At 64.5% G+C, this 26,501-nt stretch carries 30 protein-coding genes and 2 pseudogenes; 25 read left to right on the top strand and 7 right to left on the bottom strand.

The window, feature by feature from the left end:
• Nucleotides 1-981: 981 nt before the first annotated feature.
• Together ACR2MZ_RS02045 and ACR2MZ_RS02050 are read right to left on the bottom strand one after the other, a co-directional pair.
• Nucleotides 982-1,626 (bottom strand): hemerythrin domain-containing protein, encoded by a 645-nt coding sequence (locus ACR2MZ_RS02045; protein WP_434003417.1) that lies wholly within the window; start codon nucleotides 1,624-1,626, stop codon nucleotides 982-984.
• A 198-nt stretch (nucleotides 1,627-1,824) separates the two neighbouring features.
• A complete protein-coding gene (locus ACR2MZ_RS02050) occupies nucleotides 1,825-2,259 on the bottom strand; it encodes a DUF4149 domain-containing protein (RefSeq protein WP_434003418.1) in 435 nt (144 codons plus the stop codon).
• A 136-nt stretch (nucleotides 2,260-2,395) separates the two neighbouring features.
• On the opposite strand from ACR2MZ_RS02050, the gene ACR2MZ_RS02055 reads away from it, so the two are divergent.
• From ACR2MZ_RS02055 to ACR2MZ_RS02100, 10 genes are all read left to right on the top strand, one after another.
• The gene (locus ACR2MZ_RS02055) at nucleotides 2,396-3,085 is read left to right on the top strand and encodes a helix-turn-helix transcriptional regulator (RefSeq protein ID WP_434003419.1); all 690 of its coding nucleotides are present in this window, start codon (nucleotides 2,396-2,398) and stop codon (nucleotides 3,083-3,085) included.
• A 122-nt stretch (nucleotides 3,086-3,207) separates the two neighbouring features.
• Nucleotides 3,208-3,384, top strand: coding sequence for a hypothetical protein (locus ACR2MZ_RS02060; RefSeq protein WP_434003420.1), 177 nt, complete (start codon nucleotides 3,208-3,210; stop codon nucleotides 3,382-3,384).
• Nucleotides 3,385-3,482: 98 nt separating this feature from the next.
• Nucleotides 3,483-3,776 (top strand): hypothetical protein, encoded by a 294-nt coding sequence (locus ACR2MZ_RS02065; protein WP_434003421.1) that lies wholly within the window; start codon nucleotides 3,483-3,485, stop codon nucleotides 3,774-3,776.
• Between the two features lie 92 nt (nucleotides 3,777-3,868).
• Complete coding sequence (locus ACR2MZ_RS02070; RefSeq protein WP_434003422.1) at nucleotides 3,869-4,462, top strand: hypothetical protein; 594 nt, start codon at nucleotides 3,869-3,871, stop codon at nucleotides 4,460-4,462.
• Between the two features lie 135 nt (nucleotides 4,463-4,597).
• Nucleotides 4,598-4,837: a hypothetical protein gene (locus ACR2MZ_RS02075; RefSeq protein WP_434003423.1), complete on the top strand. Its 240-nt coding sequence runs from the start codon at nucleotides 4,598-4,600 to the stop codon at nucleotides 4,835-4,837.
• Nucleotides 4,838-4,865: 28 nt separating this feature from the next.
• Complete coding sequence (locus ACR2MZ_RS02080) at nucleotides 4,866-5,108, top strand: 4Fe-4S dicluster domain-containing protein (protein WP_350340673.1); 243 nt, start codon at nucleotides 4,866-4,868, stop codon at nucleotides 5,106-5,108.
• A 5-nt stretch (nucleotides 5,109-5,113) separates the two neighbouring features.
• Nucleotides 5,114-5,416 (top strand): hypothetical protein, encoded by a 303-nt coding sequence (locus ACR2MZ_RS02085; protein ID WP_338176192.1) that lies wholly within the window; start codon nucleotides 5,114-5,116, stop codon nucleotides 5,414-5,416.
• Nucleotides 5,417-5,485: 69 nt separating this feature from the next.
• Nucleotides 5,486-6,376 carry a cytochrome c oxidase subunit II gene (coxB, locus tag ACR2MZ_RS02090; protein WP_434003424.1) on the top strand — a complete coding sequence of 297 codons (891 nt, stop codon included), beginning with the start codon at nucleotides 5,486-5,488 and terminating at the stop codon, nucleotides 6,374-6,376.
• Nucleotides 6,377-6,390: 14 nt separating this feature from the next.
• The gene (ctaD, locus tag ACR2MZ_RS02095) at nucleotides 6,391-8,052 is read left to right on the top strand and encodes a cytochrome c oxidase subunit I (RefSeq protein WP_434003425.1); all 1,662 of its coding nucleotides are present in this window, start codon (nucleotides 6,391-6,393) and stop codon (nucleotides 8,050-8,052) included.
• 225 nt (nucleotides 8,053-8,277) lie between these two features.
• Nucleotides 8,278-10,077: a molybdopterin-dependent oxidoreductase gene (locus ACR2MZ_RS02100; RefSeq protein WP_434003426.1), complete on the top strand. Its 1,800-nt coding sequence runs from the start codon at nucleotides 8,278-8,280 to the stop codon at nucleotides 10,075-10,077.
• Between the two features lie 353 nt (nucleotides 10,078-10,430).
• Here the strand turns inward: ACR2MZ_RS02100 and ACR2MZ_RS02105 are convergent, their stop codons facing one another.
• Nucleotides 10,431-11,057 (bottom strand): MmgE/PrpD family protein, encoded by a 627-nt coding sequence (locus tag ACR2MZ_RS02105; protein ID WP_434003427.1) that lies wholly within the window; start codon nucleotides 11,055-11,057, stop codon nucleotides 10,431-10,433.
• A gap of 1,108 nt (nucleotides 11,058-12,165) precedes the next feature.
• Between ACR2MZ_RS02105 and ACR2MZ_RS02110 the strand changes: the two genes are divergently transcribed.
• Together ACR2MZ_RS02110 and ACR2MZ_RS02115 are read left to right on the top strand one after the other, a co-directional pair.
• Nucleotides 12,166-12,489 carry a universal stress protein gene (locus tag ACR2MZ_RS02110; protein WP_434003428.1) on the top strand — a complete coding sequence of 108 codons (324 nt, stop codon included), beginning with the start codon at nucleotides 12,166-12,168 and terminating at the stop codon, nucleotides 12,487-12,489.
• Nucleotides 12,378-12,647 (top strand): universal stress protein, encoded by a 270-nt coding sequence (locus ACR2MZ_RS02115; RefSeq protein WP_434003429.1) that lies wholly within the window; start codon nucleotides 12,378-12,380, stop codon nucleotides 12,645-12,647. The genes ACR2MZ_RS02110 and ACR2MZ_RS02115 overlap by 112 nt, the downstream gene beginning before the upstream one ends.
• Nucleotides 12,648-12,956: 309 nt before the next feature.
• On the opposite strand, the gene ACR2MZ_RS02120 is transcribed toward ACR2MZ_RS02115, so the two are convergent.
• Entirely contained in the window at nucleotides 12,957-13,319 is a 363-nt protein-coding gene (locus ACR2MZ_RS02120; protein WP_434003430.1) for a DUF488 domain-containing protein, read from the bottom strand.
• A gap of 280 nt (nucleotides 13,320-13,599) precedes the next feature.
• Between ACR2MZ_RS02120 and ACR2MZ_RS02125 the strand changes: the two are divergent.
• The 3 genes and pseudogenes from ACR2MZ_RS02125 to ACR2MZ_RS02135 all read left to right on the top strand — a co-directional run bounded on the left by ACR2MZ_RS02125 (nucleotide 13,600) and on the right by ACR2MZ_RS02135 (nucleotide 17,693).
• Nucleotides 13,600-14,948 (top strand): annotated as a pseudogene (locus ACR2MZ_RS02125) (dihydrolipoyl dehydrogenase family protein).
• A 658-nt stretch (nucleotides 14,949-15,606) separates the two neighbouring features.
• Nucleotides 15,607-16,995 carry an NAD(P)/FAD-dependent oxidoreductase gene (locus ACR2MZ_RS02130; RefSeq protein WP_434003431.1) on the top strand — a complete coding sequence of 463 codons (1,389 nt, stop codon included), beginning with the start codon at nucleotides 15,607-15,609 and terminating at the stop codon, nucleotides 16,993-16,995.
• Nucleotides 16,992-17,693, top strand: coding sequence for an HAD family hydrolase (locus tag ACR2MZ_RS02135; protein ID WP_434003432.1), 702 nt, complete (start codon nucleotides 16,992-16,994; stop codon nucleotides 17,691-17,693). The genes ACR2MZ_RS02130 and ACR2MZ_RS02135 overlap by 4 nt, the downstream gene beginning before the upstream one ends.
• A gap of 603 nt (nucleotides 17,694-18,296) precedes the next feature.
• Here the strand turns inward: ACR2MZ_RS02135 and ACR2MZ_RS02140 are convergent.
• Nucleotides 18,297-18,728 (bottom strand): cupin domain-containing protein, encoded by a 432-nt coding sequence (locus ACR2MZ_RS02140; protein WP_434003433.1) that lies wholly within the window; start codon nucleotides 18,726-18,728, stop codon nucleotides 18,297-18,299.
• Between the two features lie 424 nt (nucleotides 18,729-19,152).
• Between ACR2MZ_RS02140 and ACR2MZ_RS02145 the strand changes: the two are divergent.
• The 4 genes and pseudogenes from ACR2MZ_RS02145 to ACR2MZ_RS02160 form a co-directional block, all read left to right on the top strand.
• Nucleotides 19,153-19,536: pseudogene (locus ACR2MZ_RS02145) on the top strand (transposase); the annotation flags it as partial.
• 248 nt (nucleotides 19,537-19,784) lie between these two features.
• Nucleotides 19,785-19,982, top strand: a complete 198-nt coding sequence (locus ACR2MZ_RS02150) for a helix-turn-helix domain-containing protein (RefSeq protein WP_434003434.1) — start codon at nucleotides 19,785-19,787, stop codon at nucleotides 19,980-19,982.
• A 15-nt stretch (nucleotides 19,983-19,997) separates the two neighbouring features.
• Nucleotides 19,998-20,369 (top strand): hypothetical protein, encoded by a 372-nt coding sequence (locus ACR2MZ_RS02155; protein ID WP_434003435.1) that lies wholly within the window; start codon nucleotides 19,998-20,000, stop codon nucleotides 20,367-20,369.
• Between the two features lie 350 nt (nucleotides 20,370-20,719).
• Nucleotides 20,720-21,022: a hypothetical protein gene (locus ACR2MZ_RS02160; protein WP_434003436.1), complete on the top strand. Its 303-nt coding sequence runs from the start codon at nucleotides 20,720-20,722 to the stop codon at nucleotides 21,020-21,022.
• 130 nt (nucleotides 21,023-21,152) lie between these two features.
• Here ACR2MZ_RS02160 and ACR2MZ_RS02165 read toward each other — a convergent pair whose 3' ends face one another.
• A complete protein-coding gene (locus ACR2MZ_RS02165) occupies nucleotides 21,153-21,599 on the bottom strand; it encodes an integrase core domain-containing protein (RefSeq protein WP_434003437.1) in 447 nt (148 codons plus the stop codon).
• Between ACR2MZ_RS02165 and ACR2MZ_RS02170 the strand changes: the two genes are divergently transcribed.
• The 6 genes from ACR2MZ_RS02170 (at nucleotide 21,537) to ACR2MZ_RS02195 (ending at nucleotide 25,295) form a co-directional block, all read left to right on the top strand.
• On the top strand, nucleotides 21,537-21,791 hold the full coding sequence (locus ACR2MZ_RS02170) for a hypothetical protein (protein WP_434003458.1): 255 nt from the start codon (nucleotides 21,537-21,539) through the stop codon (nucleotides 21,789-21,791). The genes ACR2MZ_RS02165 and ACR2MZ_RS02170 overlap by 63 nt on opposite strands.
• A 75-nt stretch (nucleotides 21,792-21,866) precedes the next feature.
• Nucleotides 21,867-22,154 carry a DUF6112 family protein gene (locus ACR2MZ_RS02175; RefSeq protein WP_434003438.1) on the top strand — a complete coding sequence of 96 codons (288 nt, stop codon included), beginning with the start codon at nucleotides 21,867-21,869 and terminating at the stop codon, nucleotides 22,152-22,154.
• Nucleotides 22,155-23,141: a hypothetical protein gene (locus ACR2MZ_RS02180; protein ID WP_434003439.1), complete on the top strand. Its 987-nt coding sequence runs from the start codon at nucleotides 22,155-22,157 to the stop codon at nucleotides 23,139-23,141.
• 223 nt (nucleotides 23,142-23,364) lie between these two features.
• Nucleotides 23,365-23,532 (top strand): helix-turn-helix domain-containing protein, encoded by a 168-nt coding sequence (locus tag ACR2MZ_RS02185; RefSeq protein ID WP_350340739.1) that lies wholly within the window; start codon nucleotides 23,365-23,367, stop codon nucleotides 23,530-23,532.
• A gap of 287 nt (nucleotides 23,533-23,819) precedes the next feature.
• Complete coding sequence (locus tag ACR2MZ_RS02190; RefSeq protein ID WP_434003440.1) at nucleotides 23,820-24,335, top strand: nuclear transport factor 2 family protein; 516 nt, start codon at nucleotides 23,820-23,822, stop codon at nucleotides 24,333-24,335.
• A gap of 6 nt (nucleotides 24,336-24,341) precedes the next feature.
• Nucleotides 24,342-25,295: an acetamidase/formamidase family protein gene (locus tag ACR2MZ_RS02195; protein WP_434003441.1), complete on the top strand. Its 954-nt coding sequence runs from the start codon at nucleotides 24,342-24,344 to the stop codon at nucleotides 25,293-25,295.
• Between the two features lie 210 nt (nucleotides 25,296-25,505).
• Here ACR2MZ_RS02195 and ACR2MZ_RS02200 read toward each other — a convergent pair whose 3' ends face one another.
• Nucleotides 25,506-26,477, bottom strand: coding sequence for a polysaccharide deacetylase family protein (locus ACR2MZ_RS02200; RefSeq protein ID WP_434003442.1), 972 nt, complete (start codon nucleotides 26,475-26,477; stop codon nucleotides 25,506-25,508).
• Between the last annotated feature and the right edge of the window lie 24 nt (nucleotides 26,478-26,501).

Genomic DNA, 26,501 nt, shown 5'->3' on the forward strand with positions numbered 1-26,501 from the left:
TGGCGGTAGATGAGGTCATCATTAGTCACGGCGGCTCCCTCCTGTGGACGTCAAGCACCCAAAGGATGGACCGCCGCTTCTACGCCTGGGAAGCCCCCAGGTGTCTACAGATCTTGTGAGCCGTTCACTCTAGACGCTACACCAGAGCGCGGCCGAAGTTCCCCGACAAGCAGATGAATTCCTGGCCGAGCAGGCCGGCTGCCCGGTTGGTCATTTCTCCGTCTGGACAGGCGTCCACGTCTGGACGGGCGCACTTGCCGATTTAGGCCAGGCGGGAGGATCGCTCGCCGGAAAGGATTCCTGCGATGCTCCATCCACCCAGTCGATAACCGGCTCGACCGCGCGCTCTGGAGTCATGCTAAGACTGGCCCTGGATGAAGCCGCGCGTCAACGTCCGGGAGCCCGAGATGCCGAGTGCATCAATGACTCCGCCCAATACGCCGTCAGTCATGTCCACCCACAGATTCACCATACGGCACGGTCACCCAACGTAGGTACGAGTATTGAGTACGATGACCGTCCGCACGCCCACGTCACCACAATTGCAGCAAGCGAGCCGCCGGCCGCTAAGCGGGCCGGCTCTCAGTGCCATGGATCACCATTCCCCAGATCGTTCGACAGCGGAGTACGTCCATTCTGCGGATCTTGGGCGGCGCGGAGCTTCGGCGAGTTCGTCGATGCCGCCGCGCGGCTTGCCAGCCTCGATACCAAGGCCGGGTCCGGGGTGGTCTTCACCCAGCTGCGGGGCCACTCGGCAGAGGTCGCTCGGATCACGTCGGTCTGCCTGACGCCACGCCTCTGAGTGGCGGGCGTGAACAGTCCCCAGATAGACGGGGACGCTGTAGGCCTGCAGTATTGCGTCGAGCGCTTCGACAAATGTCGATTAGGGGTGCGGTCAGCTGCTCGGCAGGGCGGATGCCCGACCCATTTTCCTGCAAGTTGCCACTTTGGTCGTCCATCGCTTCCAGACCCCCTTGCTGTTTACCGTTCGCCTTCTTTCAACTTCCGCCCTAGATCGGCCAGCCTGAACACCAGGGGCCTCGTTGCCCTCGGGTTGGGCCGCAAGGCGATGGCCTCGGTCGGATCTCGCCAAGGCAGCGCCACCAGGACGATGCCGTGCCCGGCGCGCTCCTCCGCATCTGCCATCGCTCGAAGCAGTGCCGCGACCTCGTCGGGGCCGAGGGTCCCGCAGAGCGCCCGGCAGCACATGGACTTCTCCTCCTGTAAATGGCGGCCGAGAAGGCCGTGCAGAGCATCCAGGTTGCGGCGCAGCCTGCCCGCCTCTCCTCTGGACAGCCGTTCGTGATGTGAGTTGTTGCCTACGGTTCCCAATACCTCGACTAGGCGCCTGATCTGGACATGCTCCGCCCGCAAGGCTGCCGTGGCCTCCGGTTGCTGCAAGGCGTTTGCGACCGCCGGAAAGAGGACGGCCTCCTCGGCATCGAGACGGGGAAGGACCTGTTCGATGAGGAGGTCCAGAACTCGATCAACGGCAGCTCCGGAGCCGGACCCGGCCGCGAGCTGCCCAGTGAGGGCCTCGATCTGCAGGAGGGCAGCGTGCGCATCCTTCTCCAGGTCCCCCAGCCAGCCGATGGCTGCCGCCTTGGACGACTGCTTGCTGGCCATCAGCGGGAAGTCCTAGGCACGCCGGAATGCGCAACCACCGCAACTAAAGTGCAGTTGACGGTGCGGCCCGCAGGCGATCGAGGCGGCGTGCGGACCGGTGAATACGTTGGCTTCATCAGGCTCGTTACCCCCACCGCGGTGATGGTTTCGACCTGTTTGGGCCGGCCACCGGTGGTTCCGTGGCTGCGGCCTCTCACCTCACGCGCTCACTGCGACGAGGAGGAGAGCCGCGCTGAGCATAAGGTTCACGCATGACAGGGCCGCAGAGGCGCGCCGAAGTCCGCCTCGACGAGAGGCGAGCGAGAGGGCGGCCCCAGCCTCTGTCCCGCCTTCCGCCACCGCCAGGGCTTCGAGGCGACGGCCGAAGAGGAGCCCGTGCATGGCGGCGAGCAGAATCACCAGCAGAAGCAGCGTCAGCTCGACCAGCAGCAGACGACTGCTACGCAGCAGAGCCTCCGCAATCAAGGACCCCAGCAGGAGCAACAGGATAGGGTTGGCGACCAGCATGAATTGGCGTCCCAGTGCCGAGCGCACCTGCACCCGCTCCGCGTCCGACCAGGGCATTCGCCTGAAGGCGGGCGAAACTACAAAGGTGGTGAAGACCAGGCAGCCGAGCCAGATGCCGGCCAGCATCAGGTTCAGCAGGTGAACCGCCGTAGGTATCAGCGCCTAGCTCCTTGCCGGCCCCAGCTGGGGGCCATTGTGGGCGAGGGGCAACACCTACAAGTCCTCAACACACAACAATATTTACACCATGCAGCGTGAGAATGTGCCAAGCGGGACTAAGGGCGGCCAGCTGGCATATCGGGCCCTGGCGGAGGTCAGCCGGGTGCGGATCCTCGAGGAGCTGCGCGCCGCCGGCCCAGCGCTGGACGCCACGCAATTGGCGGGACGTCTGGGCCTGCACTCGAACACCGTCAGGGCCCATCTGGACGTGCTCCGCAGGGCCGGGCTGGTACGCGCGGATCGTGAGAAGCGCAGCATGCCTGGGCGGCCGCGCATCGTTTACGAGCCGGTACCTGGAGCCATGCCGAGCGACCAACTCGCCGGATATCGCCTGCTCGCCCACATCCTTTCCAGCTATCTGGCGGGATCGAGTCCGGATCCGAGTGCAGCGGCTGTGGAGGCTGGTCAGGTCTGGGGTCGCTATCTAGTAGAAGGCCCGGCGCCGTTCAGGAAGATCTCCGCTGAGGAGGCACGACGGCGGGTCATCAAACTGCTCGCCGACCTCGGCTTCGCGCCCGAGCTGGTCCAGGAAGCAGAGGAAGACCAGATCCTCCTCCACCACTGTCCCTTCGGCGACCTGGCCACCAGCCATCCGGAGATCACCTGCTCCGTGCATCTGGGGCTGATGCGGGGTGCCCTTGCCGAGCTTGGCGCCCCTCTGGAGCCCCGGAATCTGCAGCCCTTTGTGAAGCCCTCGCTCTGCGTCGCCACGCTGACCAGCAGCGCGAGATAGGACTGCCAAGGACTACGAGAAGGCCTGAGACGAGAGGCTGGATTGAATGGAAGAGGGAGGCGGAACCGACCCTGAGGTCTGGCCCCGCCCGACCTGTCGAGGATCGTTCTTACCTCGGCTTCATGGCTGCCGCCCTGGTTCTGGGTCTGGGCGCCGGGTTCGTCCTAACGATACTGATCCCCTTGGCGGCGGCGACGCCGAGCTGGGGAAGCCGCCTGCCGCGCTTCATCCAGGCCCACGGCTGGATCCAGCTCCAAGGCTTCGTGGGCCTCTTCGTTGCCGGCATGGCCTTCGTCTGATCCCTCGCCTCTGCGGTCGGAGGCCGCTCCCGGCTGCTCTGGTTCTCACGCTGCTCGTCCTCCTGGCCTCGGGAGCCGTCCTGCGCCTGTTCGGGCAGGTGATCCTGCAAGGGCGGCCTGGGAACCTGGCCCTGCTCCTCGCCGGGGCTCTGGCGGCTGCCGGCATGCTGGGGACTGCGGCGTCCCTGGCCCTCGCCCTGGCCCGCAGCTCTCGTCGCGGGCAGGGCTGGCGAGCGTCCGCTTGGGCTGCGGTTGCCTGGTGGATGGTCTGGGCAGCGCTGACCGTCGCCACGGCCGTGCGGGCCTCCGGGCAGAACGGTCTGGTGCCGGCGAACCTAGATCGCTCCCCGACCTGGGTCGTCCTCCTGGGTGCGATTGACAACCTGGTCTGACGGTCCAAGTCCGCAGCGTTCCGGTCTTCTACGGGCGCGGCCCGCCGGTCGGGCCTCGGCTGCTGGTTCCCATCCTGCTCTTCAACCTGGGGTTGTTCATCGTACTGGCCTCCCCCGCTGCAGCGATCGCGGAGGTCCTGCTGGTGCGCCGATCCGGGCTGGCTCCACTCTGCGGGGCGGTCCGCGGCTCCGCGCACCGTCTCCATGCAGCCTCCCAACCGGCGGCGGGCTTCCTGGTCATGGCCAACCGCTGGGCAATGCTCGCGGGCTGCCTGCTGCTGGCCGCGGCCGCAATCACAGTGTCGTCCTCCGGGCTGGAGATCGCCGACGGTCTGGAGGACGCGGCACAGCATGCGATCGGCCTGGGCCTGGTCACCACCCTGATCGTGGGCATGGCGCGGCTCCTGACGCCCGTCTTTGCCATCGGCCGGACACAAGCATCCCCAAGCGTCCTGCTGATCAGGCTGATCTGGCTGGGGCTGTCGGTAGCGACGGCGCTCCGGGTGCTGGCGGCCGTGATCAGGACAATGCTGCCGCTGGCTGGGGGGATCTGCTGCTCGCGGTCGCCGGCCTATTGGCCTTGGCCCGCGCTCGCTCTCTTTACCACCAGCTTCATCCTGGCCTGGCGGCGGCAGGGGAAGGTGACGAGAGAGCTGCGAAGCTCGGCGCTGGCCAGGCGACGGTAGCAGCTTTCCCGATTTTCTCTAACATGGATTGGAGTTAATGCGGCGGAGTGCTCAAACAGGAAAAGGAGTAGGGCAGTTAGCCAAGCTTGGATTCTGGGCGGCCAGGATGGACGGTGGCGACCAGGCGTTCTGCCCATGCTTTCGGCGCTTGGCGCCACCATGGCCATGGATCACCGGCGGATCGCGGCCTTGATAGATGAGCTGGAGCAGGAGGTGAGCGGTCCACTCAACTCTGATTGGCGGGAACTGGTGCGCCGCCTGCTCTACGGCCTGCATTCGCTGCTCGAGCTTCATTGCAGAGAGAGGACATGCCGCTGTGGGCGCTGCTCTCGCCGGCCGAGCGGCAGTCACTCCACGCGCATCTCACGGGCCTGAGAAGAAAGCCGAAGAGGAGTCTTAGCCATTGGCCTACGTGATCACCCAGCCCTGCATCGGCGTCAAGGACGCCTCCTGCGTCGAGGTCTGCCCTGTCGACTGCATCCACAGCGACGAGGAGTCGGACATGTACTTCATCGACCCTCAGGAGTGCATCGACTGCGGTGCCTGCGTCGACCCCTGTCCGGTCGACGCCATCTTTCCCGAGGACGAGGTGCCAGCCGAGTGGCAGTCCTTCATTCAAATCAACGGCGACTACTTCAAGAGGTGAACGAGATGAGCAAGCAGATGCTGGAGACGACAGAGTTGCGCTTCACTTCGAGGAGCTTGCTGCTCAACGCCAGGCTGCCTTACCAAGGGCTGCAAGTACAGTCGCAGGCTGTCGTCAGCGACTTCCCAGGGCGCAGCTCGAGGATCTCGCGCCTTCAGGTCACTCCGACGATCGTGGGTGCGGAGGACTCGCGGCGCGATGAGTACCTGAGCACCGCCAGCCGGCCCAGGCAACACTGCTTCATTGGCCGGCACCTCAGCCCCGAGGTGAGCCACGAGGTCGGCGAGATCTCACTGGACCAGGACTAGTAAGGCCGTGGCGGGTGAATTCTCCTCCTGGGCGGGCTCAGGTCCACTGGCCTCTACTCGCGGAAAGCGGTGCTCTCTCTGATGCGTGGGCGTCTCTGGTTTCGCCGCGCGTTCGCCACCTTGCCCGTCCTGGTTGTGCTCGTGCTCTTCTGTTCCGGCACCGCGCTGGCCGCGGAGGGCAGTGGGAGCGGGCTCGACCCGATCGTGCCCAACGGCAAGTCGCCGAACGGCCACCATATCTGGCAGCTCTATCTCCTCGTCTCGATCCCGGCCCTCTTCATCTTCCTGCTCGTGGAAGGGTTGCTCATCACCGTACTGATCAAGTTCCGGCGCAAGAAATTGCCCAAGGGCTACAAGCCACCGCAGTGGCATGGGCACCGGGGTCTTGAGGTCCTCTGGACCGTCATCCCCGCCCTGATCCTTATCGTGATCGGGTCGGCCTCGTTCATCACGCTGCAGAACGACTACACCGCTCAAGCCTCCAACAACCCGGACATCGATATCGCGGTGACGGGTCACCAGTACGGCTGGAAGTTCAAGTACCCCGAGGGCTTCACCGTCGACTCCGAAGGCCTGACGCCGACCCCGATGGTCATCCCGACCAGCAAGCTGGTCCGGCTCAAGCTCAACTCGACCGACGTAATCCACGGCTTTTGGGTGCCGGACCTGACCGGGAAGACCGATTTGGTCCCCGGTTATGAGAACGTCACCTGGGTCAAGGTCAGCCAGCCGGGCGAGTGGCGGGGCGAGTGCACCGAGCTTTGTGGAACCGGCCACTACACCATGCAGCTGCGCGTGAAGGCCGTCTCCCAAAGCGACTACGCCGCCTTCGTCCAGAAGAGCCTGGCCGACCAGGCCAAGTCCAAGAGCTCGCCGTCCCCCAGAGCGCCCGGAGCCGCTCCGGCGGCGCCCGCAGGCTCCCCACCGGCCAGCCCCTCGGCGGGACCCACAACGAGATAAAAAGGGAGAGAAGCATGGCCAATGTTCTCGCGCCACCCCGACCGAAAAGCTACGACGACACTTTCTTCAAGCCAGTCAGCCTCTGGCTGACGACCACCGACCACAAGCTCATCGGAATCATGTACATGACCACTGGCATGCTGGCCTTCGTCCTGGGCGGCATCCTGGCGCTCGTCATGCGCATCCAGCTGGCGCAGCCGAACCTCAAAGTGATAGACGCAGAGACCTACAACCAGCTGCTCAGCGCGCACGGCACGACGATGATCTTCTTCTTCGTGACCATCTTCATGACCGGAATCGCCAACTACTTCGTGCCGCTGATGATCGGAGCGCGCGACATGGCCTTTCCGCGTGTCAACCTGTTCGGCTTCTGGCTGATACCGATCTCGATCGCGATCTACTACACCGGGTTCTTCACCGGCGGCGCGCTGGACGCCGGCTGGACGGGCTATCCTCCGCTCACGACCAAGCAGTTCAACCCCGGCTTGGGCGTCGACCTCTGGGCCGCCAGCATCATCCTCTGGTGCGTCAGCGGCATAATGGCCTCGGTCAACTTCCTGACCACCATCGTGGCGCTGCGCGCCCCGGGTATGGGCTTCTCCCGACTACCGCTCTTCGTCTGGGCGCAAATCTGCACCTCGCTGCTGCTACTGGCTGTCGGCGCCCCTCTTGCGGCCGCCCTGTTCCTGCTCGAGCTGGACCGCCAGGCTGGCACCAGCTTCTTCGTGAGCAACGGTGGTCGCCCGGTGCTGTTCCAGCACCTGTTCTGGTTTTTCGGCCACCCCGAGGTGTACGTCCTCATACTGCCCGGGTTCGGCATGGTCTCGGAAATCATCCCGGTCTTCGCGCGAAAGCCGATCTTCGGCTACACCTCGATGGTGGGCGCGCTGTTCAGCATCGTATTCCTCTCCATGGCCGTGTGGGGGCACCACATGTTGACCGTAGGCATGAACATCTACGTCGAGACCTGGTTCATGGTCATGACAATGCTGATCGCGATTCCCACAGGCATCAAGTTCTTCAACTGGATCGCGACCGCCTGGGGCGGCTCCATCGACTTCCAGATTCCCATGAAGTACGTGTTCGGCTTCTTGGCCACGTTCCTGATCGGCGGCATCACCGGCGTTTATCTGAGTTCGGTCCCGGTCAATACGCAGGTCCACCAGTCCTACTACGTGGTGGCCCACTTCCACTACGTCATGGTCGGCGGCAGTGTGTTCACCCTTCTGGCTGGCACGCAGTACTGGTTTCCCAAGATCACTGGTCGCATGCTGAACAAGACACTTGGCGAGTGGAGCTTCTGGCTCTTCTTCATCGGGTTCAACGGCACCTTCTTGGTCATGCACACGCTGGGCTTGGAGGGCATGCCGCGGCGCATCTACAGCTACCCCGGCGGCTTTGGCGAGGAGGGCTGGGGTGCGACGAACATGTTCATCACCGTCTTCTCGTTCGTGATCGCGGCATCGGTGCTTGTCTTCATCTACAATCTGGTCGTAAGCTGGAAGTACGGCGAGCCGGCGGGCGATGACCCCTGGGGCGGCAACACACTGGAGTGGGCGACGACCTCCCCACCGCCGCCCTACAACTTTGAGAAGGTGCCCGTGGTGCGCTCGTTCATGCCGCTGCGCGACATGCGCGAGGACGGCTTGCGGCCCTCGCTGGCGAGCCCTGAGTGAGGCAGCCGCCACACCGATTGTCGGGTGCCGTCTCGGCGGGGATTGCCCACAGCTGCGGGTCGGTCGATGCCCTGCTCGACGAGTGCAGCCACAAACAGATCGCGCTCTCCGCCGGGGACCGTACCGGACCCCCGGCCACCCAATCGGTACCTGTCTACCCGCAGTCCGGGTCACCGACGGCGGCATCGAGTTCGTTTTATTGGTACGGATGGGGCGCTGCCGCACATGACTGACACCGCCGACCAGCCCACCCCCCCGAATCTGCCCGGCCCCGCACCGTCGAGCGTCTCACTGGAGGCGGTGCAGAGCTATCGGGCGCAGCTGACCACGGGCGAGGATGTCGTTGATCCGGCTACATGGGCGGGCTCGGTACCGCAAGCGCACGGTATCGCTCCACGTGTGCGCGTCGGCCGCAGCAAGTGGTTCAACCTGCTCTGGTTATTGCCAATCGGCTTCGTGGTTCTGATCGTCGCGGTGGCGGCCGCGCAGGGCCTGCGCGGCACCCCAGCGGTACAGCGGTTCATCGAGCACTACCCCGGCACCGTCCAGGCAGCCAGTTCCGATCGCAACGCAGGCCTGCCCATCTGGGCGGGAGCGCAGCACTTCCTCAATCTGTTCTTGATGATCTTCATCATCCGGTCGGGAGTGCAGATCCTCAGCGACCACCCTCGGCTGTACTGGACCCGGCACAGCACGCCGGGCAAGGACTGGTTCCGCGTCCAGAAGCCGGTTCCAGCCGACCCGCTGTGGACCGCGAAGAAAGATTCCATCAGCCTGCCGGGACAGGTCGGTCTACCGGGAATTCGGCACTCCATCGGGCTTGCCCGCTGGTGGCATCTGGGCACCGACACCCTGTGGTTGCTCAACGGCCTGGTGTTCTACGTCTTGCTGTTCGCGACCCCGCACTGGCGGCGTTTGGTACCAACCAGCTGGGATGTCTTTCCCAACGCCGTGTCGGTGCTGATCCAGTACCTGTCGCTGGATTGGCCAACCGAAAACGGATGGGTGGCCTACAACAGCCTGCAGCTGATCGCCTACTTCATCACGGTCTTCGTCGCCGCCCCACTCGCGCTTATCACAGGCCTCGGCATGTCACCTGCACTGTCTACCCGCTTCAAGCGGATCAGCAAGGTGCTCAGCATCCAGACGGCACGCTCACTGCACTTCCTCGTGCTGGTCTGGTTCTTGCTCTTCATCGTGATCCACACCACCCTGGTATTCACCACCGGTCTGCTGCGCAACCTCAACCACATCTACGCCGGTCGAAATGACGACAGCTGGGTTGGCTTTTGGGTCTTCGCTGCCTCGATGGTCTTGGTCATCGTCGGCTGGGTTGCTGCCACCCCGTTCACCCTGCGTCACCCCCGGGTGGTGCAGCGTGTCGGCTTCGCGCTGATCGGCCCGGTACAGCGCCTGTTCGAGCACGTGGACGCCACCCCAGGCGAGTACACCGAGAAGGACATCTCTCCCTACTTCTGGCACAACGGCCAGTACCCCGACTCGGAGGAGTACAAGGCGCTGTTCGCGGGCAACTTCGCGGACTACCGGTTGCGGATCAACGGTCTGGTCGACAACCCGGTCGACCTTGACCTAGCACAGCTGCGGGCGCTGCAACACCAAGAGCAAATCACCCAGCACTTCTGCATCCAGGGGTGGTCCGGCATAGCCAAGTGGGGTGGAGTGTCGATGCAGACGATCATGGACCTCGTCAAGCCGCAGCCCGAGGCGAAGTGGGTCGTCTTCTACTCCCTCGGTGACGGCCCGGACAAGGGCATCTACTACGACGCGCACCCGATCGAGCAGATGAGCTACCACCTGACGATGCTGGCCTACGACATGAACGGTGAGCGGCTGTCCTTCGGCCACGGCGCCCCGCTCCGGCTGCGTAACGAGACCCAGCTCGGCTTCAAGCAGGTCAAGTGGATCAAGGGCATCGAGTTCGTTGCGCATTACTCGGAGATCGGTGGCGGCTACGGCGGCTACAACCAGGACCACGAGTTCTTCGGCTACCGACAGTCCATCTAGCGCACTGCCCAGCAAAATGGCTAGAAGTTTTAGATGGTTTGCCGAGGACCTGAGAAATGGCGGCATGTCGTCTGCCGCACCTGCGCACTACGTCTCACCCGGTCTCTACATGCCCTCGACCGTAGCCAGCCTCTGCGCCGATGAGGCCGCACTAGGTCGAGCGACATACCCACGACTACAAGCGCAGCGGCATCACCAGTTTGTTTGCGGCCCTGGAGGTCACCGCCGGCGGGATTACCGGCGCCTGCTACCAGCGCCACCGCCATGCAGAATTCCTGGCCTTTCTCAAACTGCTCGTCCGCACCATAACCGCGCAAGCAACTCCACCTGATCGTCGACAACGCCTCCTCGAATCAGACCGAGGAGGTCCACCTCTGGTTGACCAAGCACAAGCGCGTCCACCTCCACTTCACGCTCACCGGCTCCAGCTGAGGTTCTCTGGCCGCCTCCGGGCTGATCGCGTGCGCGGTCGCTACCGCGTCCAGACCGAGGGCCCGTGCGACGCCGGCGGCAGCGGCATACGCCCCCTGAGTGACATGGTCGAATCCGTGGGCCCGGACGGGAGCAACGTCGGAGAGCCGACACTGGACCTGGTAGGCGACGGAAAGAGCGGTCAAGAGGTCTCTGCCGTTGGCAGCTGCGTACTCGCCCGCCGCAAGCACAGGAGCGAGGTTGTCGCTCGGGTGGCAGGTCTCGCTTGGGGCCAGGTAGGAATCATTGAAGTCGAGATAGCGGACGGCTGCACCGTTGAAGAATGCAGCTCGGTCGGGAGCCGTACGTCCACCGCCGACCAGCGTGCACAGCGGCCTCCCTCCCATTTCCCTGACCTCGTTGCGGACTGATTTCAAGAGCTGAGAGCCCAGAGCTCCGATTGCGCAACCGACCGCATCGAGGATGCGGAGCTTTAAGGTCTCTCGGGCGGTTTCGGAGAGGAACCCAAAGTCGGCGGCGGCCGCGGAAGCGCCCAACTTCCGCACCATCGTCTGCCCCGATGCTGGCCCTGCTTGCCGGGTGAGGGAGGGATCGGCAATGCGTTCCCTCACGCCAGCCGACTGACGGTTGACGACGGACTGGCCAACATGAGGCGGGCTGGCGGGCTGACCGGACAGGGTCCCGGCTGCGTTCTCTCAGCTAACGCTGAGTCGGGGGGAACGCCGGGCAATCTGGTTCCGTGCCGCAGCTTGGGCAATCGCAGATGCGTCCCCACTCGTTCCAAAAGGTCACCAACTGCAGCCGGTCGATCTCGTTCCCGCAGTGCGGGCAAGGGAAGTATCGCTCAGCCTTTTCGGTCGCTACAGCCATGCCTTCGCTCGCGCTCAAACCGCCGCTCCCGTGCACCGGTGGGTCCGTAGCGACCTCGCCGCCGGGAAAATCTGGCATCTTCACTTTCGGTCCCTGCGGTACACATCACCCATCTTCAACCTATTCTACGAGTCTCTTTGCGGACGGCAAGTGTGGAAAGTGGTGCGAACGGCGCCGGAAAAGAGGCGCGGATTGATGCCGACGAAGAGCCGCCTCGAGCTGAGTGCGATCAATTCCGCGACGCCCCGGTTCCAGGCGTGGGCGATACGCCGGAAGGCTCTGTCGTCGAATACAGGTCCATCTCAGCAATCCTCTCGAAACCCAGACCCTGCGGCCGGTGCTGAAGCAGGCCGAGACGATCGGGATGAGGGTGCAGACGGTCTTGGCCGACCACGGCTTCGGCAACGAGCTGACCGATCAAGTGCTCAGTTCTGAAGGCATCGCCGACAAGGTGCCGCGCGTGGGTCGGCCGGCTCCCAAAAGGAGGCAACCGGGAACTGGCGCCGCCGCTACCGGTGGCGAGCCGGCGACGGGTGCATCAGCCACCTCAAACGACGCTTCGCCTTAATCGAACGCCACTGAAGGGCTACTCCGGCGCCCGGACCTGGAAGGGCTACGGGATCCCGGCCAGCACCTGGGTCGAATGGCGGTGCTGGCTGGATCGCCAGCCCCAAACCGACTGTGGCTGCCCCCCGCTCGGTCCCCGTGGTCCGCCCATCGAGCGCATCACGAGGCCCCATGGGCACCGAGACGATTTTCACGGGCAAGTAGCTAGAGTTCCATTCCATGAACGAGAAATCGATCAAACAGATCATGGTCGGCCTCGACGGCTCGGAGGGCTCGGCTGCCGCCCTGCGCTGGACGATCGACCTAGCTAAGACCATAGATGCTGAGGTGATTGCCCTGCACGCTTTCGAGTTGCCCTACCGCGCGTTCGCTCCTCCGGCAGGGGGTGCGGCTTTCGGCGTGTCCACGGAGGTGGGATCGTCGAGCAGTCGATGCGAGACGGCGCGAAGGAGGCTTGTCGGACTCAGTGGTGCGCCCCGCTGCAAGAGGCTGGTGTCCGCTATCGCGAGGTCTTCGGGGAGGGCCGAGCCGGTGCAGTTTTGATCGAGGCCGCCGAGCGCGATGAGGTCGACCTGATCGTGACGGGTCGGCGCGGATGGAGTTCTGTTGCCGAGCTCCTCGCCGGCAGCGTCAGCCAGTACCTGGTACACCGCGCCAAGAGGCCGGTGGTGGTCATCCCGTCCCCTCCCCACCAACCCTGAGGCCGGAGCTGACAGAGACCACCTCCACACCGCTCGTCCGGGAGCCCCTCCTTGATCAGGAAACGGTGCCTGCCTGCTCACGTGTCGGCGCCCAGCAACGTGGTCCTTCTGCAAGAGCGCGCACGTCGCTGTTCACCGCTCCACCTGTGGCTCACCCCCGGACGAGACCGCCTCGAATCTCGATCTGCAGGGTGGCCGGCTCTATCCAGATCGCGTGCAGGAGGACCTCGCTGATTAAAAAATGAACGCAGGTCACGCGGCCGGGAGCTCACGGGCGCGGATCAAAGGTCGACCGCTAGGAGGCGCGGATCAGGACTCTGCGCCTTCTTCGAGAAGTGCGCGCAGGACCACGGCCTGGTTGCGTTCCTCGTCACGAGCGCCGTAGAGCAGCGTGAGCGGGCCGTGCTGCGCCAGCTCGGCGAGCTGACTCAGCAGTTCGCGCCGGAAGGGTTGCTCGAGCTCCTCGCGGTAGCGACGCTGAAACTCCGGCCAGCGCTCGGCGCGGTGCCCGAACCACTTTCGCAACTCGTTGGACGGCCCGAGATCGCGCAGCCAGAGGTCGAGCCGCAGCGCATCCTTTTTCACCCCTCGTGGCCATACCCTGTCAACAAGAACGCGTTTCCCGGGTCCGGGCGCCGATTCTGTGTAGACCCGCTGGAGCCTTACGGCCATGGAAGCCATCGTAGCCCCCGGCCACGGCGCGGTGGCCGACTGCCTGGCACTGCCGCCCCTACGGAAGAGCTTCGTGCAACCGGACCAAGACGTCGACGAGACGAGGAGGTGACGGTAGGCTGACGGTGAGCGGCTCAGGCCCGGCCAGGCGAGCAGAGAGCACCGGTTTCCGCGTGAAAGGATCATTAGGATGACACGCCTGAGCTGACCTGATCCGGCGATGCCTCAGCATCCTGGTCACGCGCTCCACCATGTCGACGGAAAAAGCAGGAGGAGATCAATGCACCGCTCATTCGACCTAATCGTGATCGGTACCGGCGAAGCAGGCTCGGCGGTGGCTACAGGCTGCCGCGCGGCTGGTCGCGAGGTGGCGATAGTCGATTCCAGACCCTTCGGGGGCACATGCGGGTTGCGGGGCTGCGATCCCAAGAAAGTGCTGGTGGGTGCGGCCGAGGTGGTCGATCGCAAGATCCGAATGCAAGACAAGGGCGTCACCGGTGACGCCCGCATTGACTGGCCGGCTCTCATCCGCTTCAAGCGCACGTTCACGGATCCCTTCACCAAGGCTCGAGAAGATGGTTTCGTCAAGGCGGGGACCGCGATCTTCCACGGGCCGGCACGCTTCATTGGCAGGACTTCGGTCCAAGTCGGTGACGATGTCCTTGAAGGCAACCACGTGGTCGTGGCCACGGGACTTGGCCTGCCGCACTTACCATTCCGGGCGAGGAACACCTCACGCGCAGCGATCAGTTCCTCGAGCTAGAAGAACTGCCGAGGCGGCTCGTCTTTGTAGGTGGCGGCTACATCGCGTTCGAGTTCTCACACATTGCCGCCCGCGCCGGGGCGCAGGTCACCATCCTGCATCGAGGCGAGCGCCCGTTGGAGCACTTCGATCCCGACCTGGTCGCCAGGCTGGTGGAACGCACGCGTGCGCTGGGCATCGACCTTCGCACAAACACGCGGGTGATCGCCGTGGAGGGAAGCCCCGGACAATTCAGGGTTGTGGCATCGGTCTATTCCAAGTCGGAGGCCTTTGACGCCGACATGGTGGTGCACGCGGCAGGTCGGTCACCCGAGCTTGCCGATCTCGACCTGCCTGCCGCTGGCGTAGAGTTCGACCGCCGGGGGGTGGCGGTCAATGAATACCTCCAGAGCGTCTCGAACCCGTCCGTGTTTTCAGCCGGTGATGCTGCTAACAGCGGAGGGTTGCCGGAGACGCCGCTGGCGCAATATGAGGGCAGCCTGGTAGCTCGCAATCTCCTGGAGGAGAATAAGCTCAGGGCGGATTACCGTGGCATGGCCAGCGTGGTCTACAGCATTCCGCCGTTGGCGGCTGTGGGGTTGACCGAAGATGAGGCCCAACGGCAGGGACTGAAGTTCACCGTTAGCCAGGCCGAAACGTCGAGTTGGTACTCGGCACGCCGTGTGGCAGAGCCCGCGTCAATGTACAAAGTCTTGGTCGAGAAAGACAGTGGCAAAATCCTAGGCGCTCACCTGCTAGGCCCCGAAGCCGATGAATTGGCGAATGTTTTTGCTCTGGCCGTCCGGGCAGGTATGCACGCCGACGTGCTGAAGGAGACCCTGTTCGTATATCCGACGCAGGCCTCAAATGTGGCGTCGATGCTTTGAATGTAGCGGTGCTATTTCTCGCGTGACAGACGCTGGTCGATCCTGACCGAAGACACATTAACCACGCCGAAGGGGCCAACGACGGCTCTTCACAGGCCGAAACCGCTGCGGCTCCGGCCAGCCGGCAACCCAGCTGCCGTCCAGACCGGAAAGAGCGAGCCAGCTGCCTGCGGAGACCTGGATCGGGAAAGAGGCGACGCGCTCAACAGGTGGAGGCCGACTGGGCTCACCCTGACGCAGTGCGGAAAGAGCATGGGAATCACGACGCGTGGTCCAGCATCCGATGGTCAGCAGGAAGCCACTCTCCTCGATGCCCATAGTGCTGGGAGGCAGGCCCTCGTCGACGGCGAGCCGGCGACCCGGGGTCAGCTCCAGGCTCCCGCCAGCTTCGAGTTGGAGGCGCCTTAGGATACTGGACGGTGATCGGCGGGTTCGCATGATGCTCGTGTGCATCTGACCAGCAGCCTTGCGGGCGGCCACGGTGCCTGGTTGCACGCCCCTCTTGAACCTGCGCTACGCTGGGTTTGAGCTCCGTGTCCAGCGAACCCTCACCTGAACGTTCTGCTGCGCTGGTGGTGATCGCCGGCGGTGGGGTCGCAGGGTTGGAGACGTTGTTGGCGCTGCGCGAGCTTGGGGGGATCGCGTCGAGGTCACGATCGTGGCGCCGGAGCTGAAGTTCATCAACCTGTCGATGGCTGTCGACCAGCCGTTTAAGCCCCAACGCGTGCGTGGCCTCGGGCTGGAGACCACGGCGGCCGAGCTCGGCGCTCACTGGCACTGCGGAGCGCTGGACCGCGTTGAGCCCGAGCGCCATCTGGCGGTCACCAAGGATGGCGACGAGCTTCCCTACGACTTGCTCGTGCTCGCGCTTGGCGCCCACCCTGAGTGGGAATGGGAGTCAGAGGGAGTGCTGACCTATCACGGCGGTCGCGATAGTGCCAGCTACCGGTTGCTACTACACCAGCTTCGCGAGGGCCGGATCAGCAGGGTGGCGTTCGTCAAGCCCGCGCGGACGAGCTGGCCGCTGCCGCTGTATGACCTGGCGCTGACGACCGCGGCGGACTGCGCCGCGCACGACCGCTCCGAGGTCGAGCTGAGTCTGATCACCCCTGAACAGGAGCCACTCGGGATCTTCGGCAAACCCGCCAGCGTCGCGATCCGCCGGCTCCTCGAGGACAGCGGCGTGACCCTGTATACCAGCAGCTACGGCGAGCCCACTCGTCCGGGATGGCTCGATATCTCCCCGGGTGAGCGCGGTCTGCGGGTGGACCGTGTCGTCACCGAGCCGCGCCTGGTCGGTCCGCGCCTGCGCGGCATTGCCTGCGACCAAGACGGGTTCATCCCCACGGATGCCCATGGTCGGCTTGCTGGCCTGGACGGAGTGTTCGCCGCGGGTGACGCGACGAGCTTTCCGATCAAGCAGGGTGGCCTGGCGGCCCAGCAGGCCGACGCTGTCGCCGAGGCGATCGCGGCGTCCGTTGGCGCCGACATCGATCCTCAGCCTTTCCGGCCCGTCCTGCGCGGCGTACTGCTAACTGGCGGAGCGCCGCGATACCTGCGCGCCGACATCAGCGGCGGTGCGGTCGAGCCAACCATATCCGGCGAGGCCCTCTGGTGGCCGCCGGATAAGATTAGCGGCCGCTACCTCGCTCCCCTACCTCTCAAGCCAGGCTGGCGACGCCGCAGACGTGATGCCCCAGGACGAGCAGGCCCTCCCCGTGCAGACAACGCTCGACCCCCTGGCGCTCAGCAGCGAGCGCACCTTCGGCGAGCTCACCGATCTATCGAGCAACTGACGATCAGCACGGCTCCTGCCAGCGGCAGCTATTGGGCTTGTCGCAGCACCGCGCAGTTCACAGTGGGGAGATATACGGCATCAGTCCTCGGAGCATTGCCGCTTGCCGCTTCCATCGCTCATGACCCTCTGAACCATAAGTCTTGCCTTCTTTCACTCCGCGCTAGATCGGCCAAGGTGAACACCAGGGGTTGCGTAGCGCTGGGGTTGGGGCGCAAGGCGACAGCCTTGGTCGGCTCTCGCCAACTATGAACAAACACTCGACATTCCTGGCGGTCGCGTTTGACGTCGATGAGACGATGGTCAGCACCGGCGGCGCCGGGGCCAGGTCCTGGATGCGTGGTTTCGACAAGCTCTGGGGCGTCGAGGCCGACATCAGCAAGTACACCCAGGGTGGGATGACCGATCCCGAGGTCGGACGGATCACGTTCAAGGGCGTCATGGGACGCGAGCCGGAGCCCCAGGAGCTGGCCAAGATCATGCACGCCTACCTTGGGTACCTGCCTCAGGAGGTCGCGGAGTCGCCCGGTTATCGAGTCCTGCCAGGGGTTGAAGGCCTATTGCTGCGGCTGATCGAAGCCGGTGTCCTGGTCGGGATCACCTCCGGCGCGGTCGAGGCGGCAACACACATCAAGCTGGCGCGGGCCCGCCTCAACCAGTACTTCTCGTTCGGCGGCTTCGGCTCGGACTCCAAGGATCGAGGTGAGCTGACCCGTACGGCGATCGGCCGGGCCAGCATCGTGCTGGGTGCGCCACTCGACCCCGCCCACGTCCGCATAGTGGGCGACACACCGATGGACATCGCCGCCGCCCACGCGGCTGGGGCCATTGGTATCGGTGTGGCGACCGGCAAGTACCGGATCGACGAGCTCCAGCAGGCGGGCGCGGATCACGTGCTCAGCAGCCTGACCGAGCCCTTCCCAGGGCTCGTCGCGCCCAGGCCGTCGTGAAGCCCGAGCCTGGCCATCGCGTCCTCGTCGTCGGTGGCGGCTCTGCCAGACTCCTGGCCGCGCGGCGGCTGAAGCATGCACCCGTCCACATGACCATGGGCGTCACACCGCCAACCATGTCTTCCAGCCGCTGCTCTCTACCAGCGGTCCAGCCGCCCGACCAACGGAGCAGGGCAGCGATTCTGGGAATCCACACTGTGAGCGTGCCCCGATTACACTCCCATCCACCCATAGGAGGCGCGGAGGCGACACGCACAAGTGTGTGTCTGCGCGGTACACGATGCTCGATGCGGAGATTCGCTCGCTCGAGACGAAGCCTGATGCCCTGACGCCCCGAATGGTTCCCTATCCCCGCGAACGATTCGGTGTGGGCCCTGACTGGGCAGGCACTCTTCATCATCGCTGCTAGCGATAAGGGTGGACGGCTTGGCCCCTGGGCGCGAGCGGCGCAGCATGAAAGAGCTCGCACCCCGCCCGCGATGTCCGCCAACCTTCTGCATGCCTTGTTCCGCGTAGAGCACTACAACCGACCTTCGAGCACTGACGGTCGCCGCCGCCAATCAAGCTGGGCTTAAAGGCGCCGGTTGAAGCTAAGCCGAGGATTCAAGCGTCTTTCGCATCATGATTCCGGGCACGGCGTCCATGCTTACCTCCGATGATCAGGAGGACAGCGCACTCGTCGAGCGCCTCGAGATCGTGCGGGAGATCAGCATCCATCGCCACCAGGCCTCCAGGAGCTAGTTCGAGCGTGCGTTTGTCAATGCCCAGACGCAGGTGTCCCTCGAGGACGTGGAGGACAACAGGGGCGTGAGCCCGATGCTCCTGAAGTCGTCCATGGGGCCGCAAAGCGATAAGGACGACGCGGAGCTCCGTCTCATTAACGAGCGTCTTCGCGGCGTGGTCGGCGCCGCGGTAAGCATCGCCACTCCGGATCTCTCCAAGCTCATGGGGCAAGTCCAGTTCGATAATCGGAGCTGAAAACTTTGCCGCGAACCGCTCCACCGTCTTCTCTCCGGGTTGCTCAGTTGGTGCCATAAGGACCATTCTCTACTGAAAGGCGCCCAGCTTAACCCCAACGAGCGGTGGCAGCTTCATGATCGCCAGGATGATGTTGGCCGCGGAACTCTTGCCTTGACCAGGTAGGCGGCCCCCCGCCACCATCATCTGATTGACATTGGAGCGTCGCGGAAGGGCCAAAGAGCGCCATGATCGCATTACCGGCGAGCACAGATCCGTCGCGCCGCCTCCGGGCAACACCCGGCATCCTGATGTCGAGACGGCAACGTCGGGCTGGCCGTGGCTAGCCAGGCACTCGACCTCGCCCGTATCCGCGCAATACCCATCAACTCGAACAGGGGCTGGCGACGGATGAGATCTCCAAACGGGCGCCTCCTCGATCCGGTGCCAGTCTGCCAGCTACACCTCACCATGAACCTTGGAGGCCATCGCCAACCCGATCCGGCACCAGGAGTTCCTGAGCTTCCTGCGTCGGCTCGATCGCGAGTACCCCAAGGATCTCGAGCTCCACCTGATCCTCGACAACTACGGCACCCACGGGCATCCCAAAGTCAAGGCCTGGCTGTCTCAGCGGCCTCGCTTCCACCTCCACTTCGTGCCCACCAGCTCTTCCTGGCTCAACCTGATTGAGGTCTGGTTCAGTCAGCTCACCAATCGGGCCATCCGCCGGGGATCCTTCGGCGCCGTCGGCCAGCTGGTAACCGCGATTCACCGTTACATGGAAGCCCACAATGCCGACCCCAAGCCCTTCGTCTGGACCGCGTCAGTCGAGTCGATTCTTGAGAAGGTCAATCGTTGTCGAGCCATTTCCCGGATGGAGCACTAGTTCCGTAAACCTTCCACGTGTCCACCGCCCGGGCAGCCGCGCTGGTGTGGTTCATTCCGACGCTCCAGTTCGCTCGTCACACGCCTTCAATCACAAACTTCTCCTACGCCCCTGGCCACCTGCCTCATTACGGCAGCGTAGATAGCGTTCTCGAGCCGTTCTCAGCCCAGGTGCGGTCAAGCTCGGCCTCCCGCAGTCCAGCAGCACAGGCGTCTGGCAAGCTTGACAGACCGGTAAAGTAAGTCATGATGACACCGGTAAGGGCCCGTGACCGGCTGCTCATCGCAGCGGGTGAGCTTTTCTATCACGAAGGGTTAACGGCTACCGGCGTCGATCGGGTCGTGCGAGCAGCAGGAGTGTCGAAGCCGACCCTCTACGCCCACTTCCGCTCCAAGGGTGACCTCGTCGCAGCAGTGCTCGACCAGCGCCACGCCCGGCGTGTCTAGGAACTGCAAGCATGGGTGAACCGCACCGAGGACGTCGGGAAGGGGCCCCTGGCGGTGTTCACCCGATTGGCCGACTGGTACGAGCGGGACGGGGCACGTGGCTGCGCCTTCCTTAACGCGGCCGCCGAGATGGTCGATCCTGAGGATCCGGCCCGTTTGGTCGTGAGCCGGGAGAAGCGCTGGCTGGCCGACTTCCTGGCCCGTCTGGCCCGCGACGCAGGTCTGCGCAGGCCCGAACAGCTGGCGTCGCAACTGCTCTTGCTCATCGACGGTGTCAGCGCACGAGTGCTCGTCCAGGGCATCCGGGCAGCTCCCCAGGTCGTCGCCGAAGCCACGCAGGTGGCTGTGATGCTGATCGCCGCGGCAGGCACGGACAGCCCCAGCTGAGCGCCTCCAGCTTCCTGCTGGTTGGGCCGTGGGACCGACCGGTCAGTCGCGCCACCCGCTTGCTGGCCGGCCTTGTGGTGTTCGGCCTGGCGCTGGCAGTGTTGGTCAAGGCGAACCTGGGGCTGGACCCTTGGAACGTGTTTCAACCAGGGTGTCTCGCGCCGATTCGGCTGGACCCTTGGTGAGATCACAGTCGTCACCTCCATCCTGCTGTTGCTGGCTTGGCTCCCTCTCCACCAGCGCCCCGGCATCGGCACCGTGGCGAACGCCCTAGTTGTCGGTCCAGTCCTGGACCTGGGACTGAAACTGATCCCGCCACCCCATCAGCCGGCAGCTCAGGCGGTTTTTTGGTGGTGGCGATCCTGGCCACTGCTCTCGCCACCGGCCTGTACGTTGGTGCCGGCTGGGGCCCCGGCCCCCGCGATGGAATCATGACCGGCCTGGCTGCCCGCGGAATCCCCGTGTTAGTTGCCAGGGCGGCCATCGAACTGACGGTGCTGGCCATCGGCTGGGCTCTAGGTGGCAGCGTCGGCCTCGCCACGGTGCTGTTCGCTGTAAGCATCGGCCCGTTGGTCTCCCGCTCCCTGCCCATTCTGGCGCTGCCCCCGGCGCCGGTCAGGCCAACGGAGGAACCTGGGCCCGATCAGCTTTGAAGCCAGACATAGGCGACACGCCCATCGCTCGCGACCCGGCGCCCGCAGCCGTCCGGAGCAGTGGTGCCAGGTGCGCGCCACCGCCTGTACTCGACGCGGCGGGCCGCGCCGCCGGCGACCAGGCTCGTCACTAGTTGTACTTCCTGGATACGTTGCTGACAAGCGCGGCCATTGGAGTCTGGTCTTTGAGCTCGGTGTGGGTGCGGTGATGGTTGTAGTAGGCGAGCCAGAGCGGCAGGGCCTGTACTCGCTCCTGGTTGGAGAGGTAGAGCTGAGCGTAGGCCCACTCTCGGAGCGAGGTCTTGATGAAGGCTTCGGCCTTGCCGTTTGTTTGCGGGCGCCTGGGCGAGGTCAGCTTGTGCTTGGCGCCGATCTCGCTCAGGGCGCTCTTGAAGAGGGGCGCCGGGTTGCACCACCTCCCGCCAGGGATTCGAGCCCTCGCCGGCTGCCTCGGCGTTCGAAGGGTATCTCCCGCTCCTGCCGTTCGTGCGCGGCCCGGCCTCGGAGATGGTCGATGGAGCGGTTGCGGACGGCGGTGTTCTCGCGCGCCATCGGCGACGAGACGCGGATCTATCAATCCCAGAGCCAGGGCGAGCGTTACAGCAGGCGCACTGAGCAGCGCACCGGGCGACCGCTGACCTCCATCGACGAACTCCGCCGGCGGCGCTCACCTGTCCTGCTCTACGCGAACGCGCCGCCGGCCCAGCTCCAGATGCGCCGCTGGGATCAGGTCCCGGCCTGGCGGCAGCAGGTCCTGAACCGCCCTTAGTTCCGTCGTCGCGGCGCCAACCGGTGTCGCACCACCCGTCAGCCCAGCCCAGGTGGCTGGTGAAGGAGGTTGTCCATGCGTGCTCTGCTCGCCGATGTCTCAGTTACACCGGACTTCTCTGGACTCCCGCCCAACGTGCTCCACGGCCTCCAGCATCTGACCAACAACGCGGCTGCAGTCCTCATGCTCATCTCCGGCCTGGGCATCGTGGTCTCGCTGATCATGCTGGTCTTGGCTAGCTGGACCAGCAACCCGCAGCTCAGCGATCGCGCCAAGGGTGGACTTGTGGTCTCCATCGGAGCCATGGCGCTGCTCTACATAGGCGTCGCCGTCGCCAACTACTCCGGACACCTCTTCCAGTAGATGGCGCCTCAGTACCCGACCGGCACCGACTACGTGCAGGAGTTCGTCGTGGCCCTGGCCACCTGGGCCTCAGCCAGCGCCCGCGCCGGCCTGGCTTCGCTGCTCCAGTCCTTTGGCGAGAGCACCGAGCCTGACTACCTTGCGATCGTTCCCGTCTACAACCGAATGCTCGCGATCGCCCTTCTGGTCGTCGGCGCCGTGATCGCCATCGGCCTCGTCGAACACATCCTGGGCGGCCAGCTGGGGCTGAGCTGGAATCTCGTTCCCCGGGTGCTGGTTGCCGTCTTCTTCGCCTTCGGCGGCCTGAGCCTGGTCCAGTACCTCTCTACCTACGCGGCGCTGCTGGCAACCGCCTGGTCGCCCGATTTGGGCCAGTACGCCCAGAGCCTGACCGACCCCGCTTCGGTCGATCACCTGAGCCGCAATGCCAGTGCCGGCACGCTGGGAGCGCTGATCTTCACCGCCCTGCTGACGGTCCTGATGGCGGTCATCGTCCACCTGGAACTCCTCGTCAGGGCGGCGCTGATGCTGACGGTGACTGCCTTCATTCCCTTTGTCTGCGTGCTGGCCATCTGGCCCAGGATGACGGCCGCCGCCATTCAGCTGGCCGAGTTCCTGGTCGGGCTGATGCTGTCCAAGTTCGTCGTCGCGACGGTCATCTACATCGGCTTCGGGCTGGTCATCCCGGCCATGCGTGGCGCTCAGTCGGCCGATGGCAAGGCTGGCTGGCTGAGCACGGGTCTGGCCATCCTGCTCATCGCCACCTTCTCGCCGGCGATCCTCTTTCAGGCGCTCCGCTTTGCGCACGGCAGCGCTGGGGGCATGGTGCGCGGCTGGGGCGCCGGCGCCATGTCGATGATCGCGATGGGCTCGATGGTCCGCCTGGGTAGCGGACTCGGCAGAAGCGCGGTCACACGCTTCAGGCGCGGGATCTCTAAGACACAGTCGCGCAACTCCAATGAGTCGGCTTCGGGTCTCGACGCCTAATCCCTATCTATCTGTAACGGCGCGGAGGGGTCTGGGGAACCGGCGCCGCTTCCGGTTCCCCTGCTCCTGCGATCACTCGGCAACCTCAGTGAAAGGAGCATCGCACGTGTTTCAGGACGTCAACGCCCACGCAGAGTCCGAGTCCTCCGAGAGTAGATGGACAGCCCTTTGGAATCATTCACCGCTGCAAGAGCCGCCGTTTTGGCCAGCGCCGCCCGCCTTGATGCCTTTGACTTATTCAGTACCTGAAGTAGCGTCGATGCTACGAATCAACCGAAACACGGCCTATGAACTGGTCGCCCGTGGTGAAATCCCGTCGATCCGGCTTGGGAGACGAGTTCTGATTATCCGAGCCGCGTTCGAAAGGTGGTTGGCGGCTCCGAATCACTGACAAGGACTGCTTTGAAATCTCAAAGAGGTCGGCGCGCTGGTGGCGAGTAGGACCCTGCCATTCTTTGAGCCGCTTATCCACCGCCTTCAGGTACGTGGTTTCCAGATTCCAGCCTAACGAGCCTAAGAACGGAAAGCCGGGAGGCGCTGGGCAATCTAGTTCGGCCACTGCAAAAGCAGCAGGCGGTCGCTGGCGCAGATATGCCTCGTATCATCAGGATCCAGCGCCCGGGGGCCTTTCCCGGGCCTGCAATACTCTGGCCCCGTCGTCTGGAGGTATCGCGAGCAATGGGTGAGTTCTCGGGTCGCCGCAGCGGCGAGTCGATCGAAGAGCGTCTGGCCCGCATAGAGGACGTAGAGGCGATCAAAAACCTGAAGGCCCGCTACGCCTACTTCTGCGACCGGGGGTACGACGCCGACGGGATGGCCGGCCTCTTCGTGGAGGACTCGCTCTGGACCAGCAACGCCTTTGGCACCTACCGGGGACGGGCCGCTATCCACGAGTTCCAGTCCACGATCAGCTCTGAGATCTTGTGGGCACTCCACTTCATGATCTGCCCGGTGGTAGAGATCAGCGAGGACGGGCAAACTGCCAGCGGGAGCTGGTACCTTATCGAGTTCGCGACCATGACCCGCTCGCCGCAGGACGACCTCAAGGACGCGGTGGTGATGAGCGCCGTCTATAACGACACCTTCGTGCGCGAGCACGGCGAGTGGCGTTTTAAGACCGTTAGCGTCGAATTCCACCAGGTGTCCGATCTGGATAAGGGCTGGGTGCTCCAGAAGTTCAGAGACCAGAACTGAAAGAGCATGAGCGAAGAAGGAGCCGGCCCGGTGTCAATCCACGACGTCATCAGCCGGACCCAGCTGAACTGGTCGAACGAGCGGGAGCCGATCGTGACGGTGCAGTCCGGCGCCGAGCTCACCTTAGCAGTCCCTGATGCCTCGGCAGGGCAGATCGGGGCAGGGGCTGGGATCGAGGCGGTCACCAATATCGATTTCGACAAGGTGAATCCGACCTGCGGACCCATCCACATCGAGGGCGCGCGGCCAGGTGACGTACTGGCGATCGAGATTCTTCGCATGGACATGAGCGCTCACGGTTGGACCGCAATCTTTCCCGGCTTTGGACTTCTCGCCGACCAGTTCGCAAGTCCTTGGCTGAAGCTCTGGGAGATCGGTGGCGACGGGCGCGCCGCCTTCGGCGACGGGATCAGCGTTCCCCTTCAGCCATTTTGCGGCGTGATCGGGCTGGCCCCGGCCGAGCCCGGTGTGCACAGCGTCGTGCCTCCGCGGCGTGTCGGCGGAAACATGGACGTGAAGCAGCTCGGTGTGGGCGCGACCCTCTATCTGCCCGTCGAGGTGGAGGGGGGCCTCCTCGGCATCGGCGACACCCACGCCGCTCAGGGTGATGGCGAGGTTTGCGGCACCGCGATCGAATCGCCGGCGATGGTGACCGTCCGGCTCAGCCTCCGACCAGACATGGACGTGGATGCTCCGGAGTTCGATGTGACCCGTCCTCTTGAGCGGCCGGAGGCAGGGATGAGCGGATACCATGCCACCACCGGTGTCGCGCCCGACCTAATGGCCGCGACCCGGCAGGCGATCGAGCGCATGATCGTGCACCTTACTCGGAGGTTCCGGCTAGAACCGGAGGAGGCGTACGCCCTGTGCTCGGTGGCGGTCGATCTAAGGATCAGCGAGGTCGTAGACGCGCCCAACTGGGTCGTCTCGGCTTTCCTGCCCAACGACCTCGTGCGCTAAGCAGATGATTCCCCGGGCACAGGGGTCGCGGGCCTGCCCCTTTCATCAGGCCGACATCGGGCCAGGCAGGAGTGCTGCACGGCAGCATCAGGCGCTCAGGTACTTCCGGTTTACCACTGCGCCGTCGAGCGCCGGAAGACGCTGTCCAGCGAGCGCCGAACCACGGACTCGGCGCTCTGAAGGGGATCGTCCGCACAGTGCGCTCCTGTACTACGCTGTCTCCTTTTCTTTGACCCACCGTTCGGCGGGATACTGGTCGATGAACATCTGAGCGATGTCGATGCGGCGTGTGATCCAGACGTCGCCCGCCTTCTGGCAGTAATCGATGAAGCGGGCCAGCGCGTCGGCCCGGGCCGCCTGTCCGCTAAAGCGTGGATGGAGCCCGACCGACATCATGCGGTTCAGACCGTCGCTCTCGCGGCGCAGAAAGTCGACGTTCGCCTTCGCGTACTCGAGAAAGTGTTCGGGGCTTCCATAACCCTGGGAGAGGACGTAGCGCGCATCGTTCACCACCAGGCCATAGGGCACGACTAGGTGAGGCCGACCATGCACCTTCGTCCAATAGGGAAGATCGTCGTTGTAGCAGTCCGAGTCGTACACGAAGCCACCCTCTTCCACAAGCAGCTCCCTGGTATTGACACTCATCTCTCTGCAGTACCAGCCGACCGGCCGCGTGCCCGTCGTCCGGGCGATCGACGCGACCGCGCGGCGCATCGCTTCGCGCTCCTCGTCCCGCGTCATTTCATAGGCGTTCGTCCAGCGGTACCCGTGACCGGCGACCTCGTCGCCCCGCTGAGCCAGTCGCTGCGCCACCTCCGGATTCCGCTCGAAGGCCGCAGCGACGCCGAAGAAGGTGACCGGTATGCCAGCGCCGTCGAAAACCCGGAACAGCCGCCAAATCCCCGCTCGGGAACCGTACTCATAGCAAGACTCAAAAGCGAGGTCCCGCGCGCCTGGAAGATCGACCTGCAGCTCCCACAGGCCGTCGTTCTGGCCGTCACCCATCGCAAAGGACTTCTCAGTGCCCTCCTCATAGTTGACGACGATCTGGACGGCGACGCGGTGCCCTTCGGGCCACTTGATCGTTGGCGGGCGCGACCCGTAGCCGACCAGGTCCCGAGGTGGCCCCTCAGTAGGGATGTCGTCATTGGCGAAAAACTGTCGGTTCAGCTGTGTCGGCATCTCGGCTCCCTCTTCGCGAGCTGG

It is taken from the genome of Candidatus Dormiibacter sp., assembly GCF_050999135.1.
Classification (GTDB): Bacteria; Chloroflexota; Dormibacteria; order Dormibacterales; family Dormibacteraceae; genus Dormiibacter; species Dormiibacter spiritus.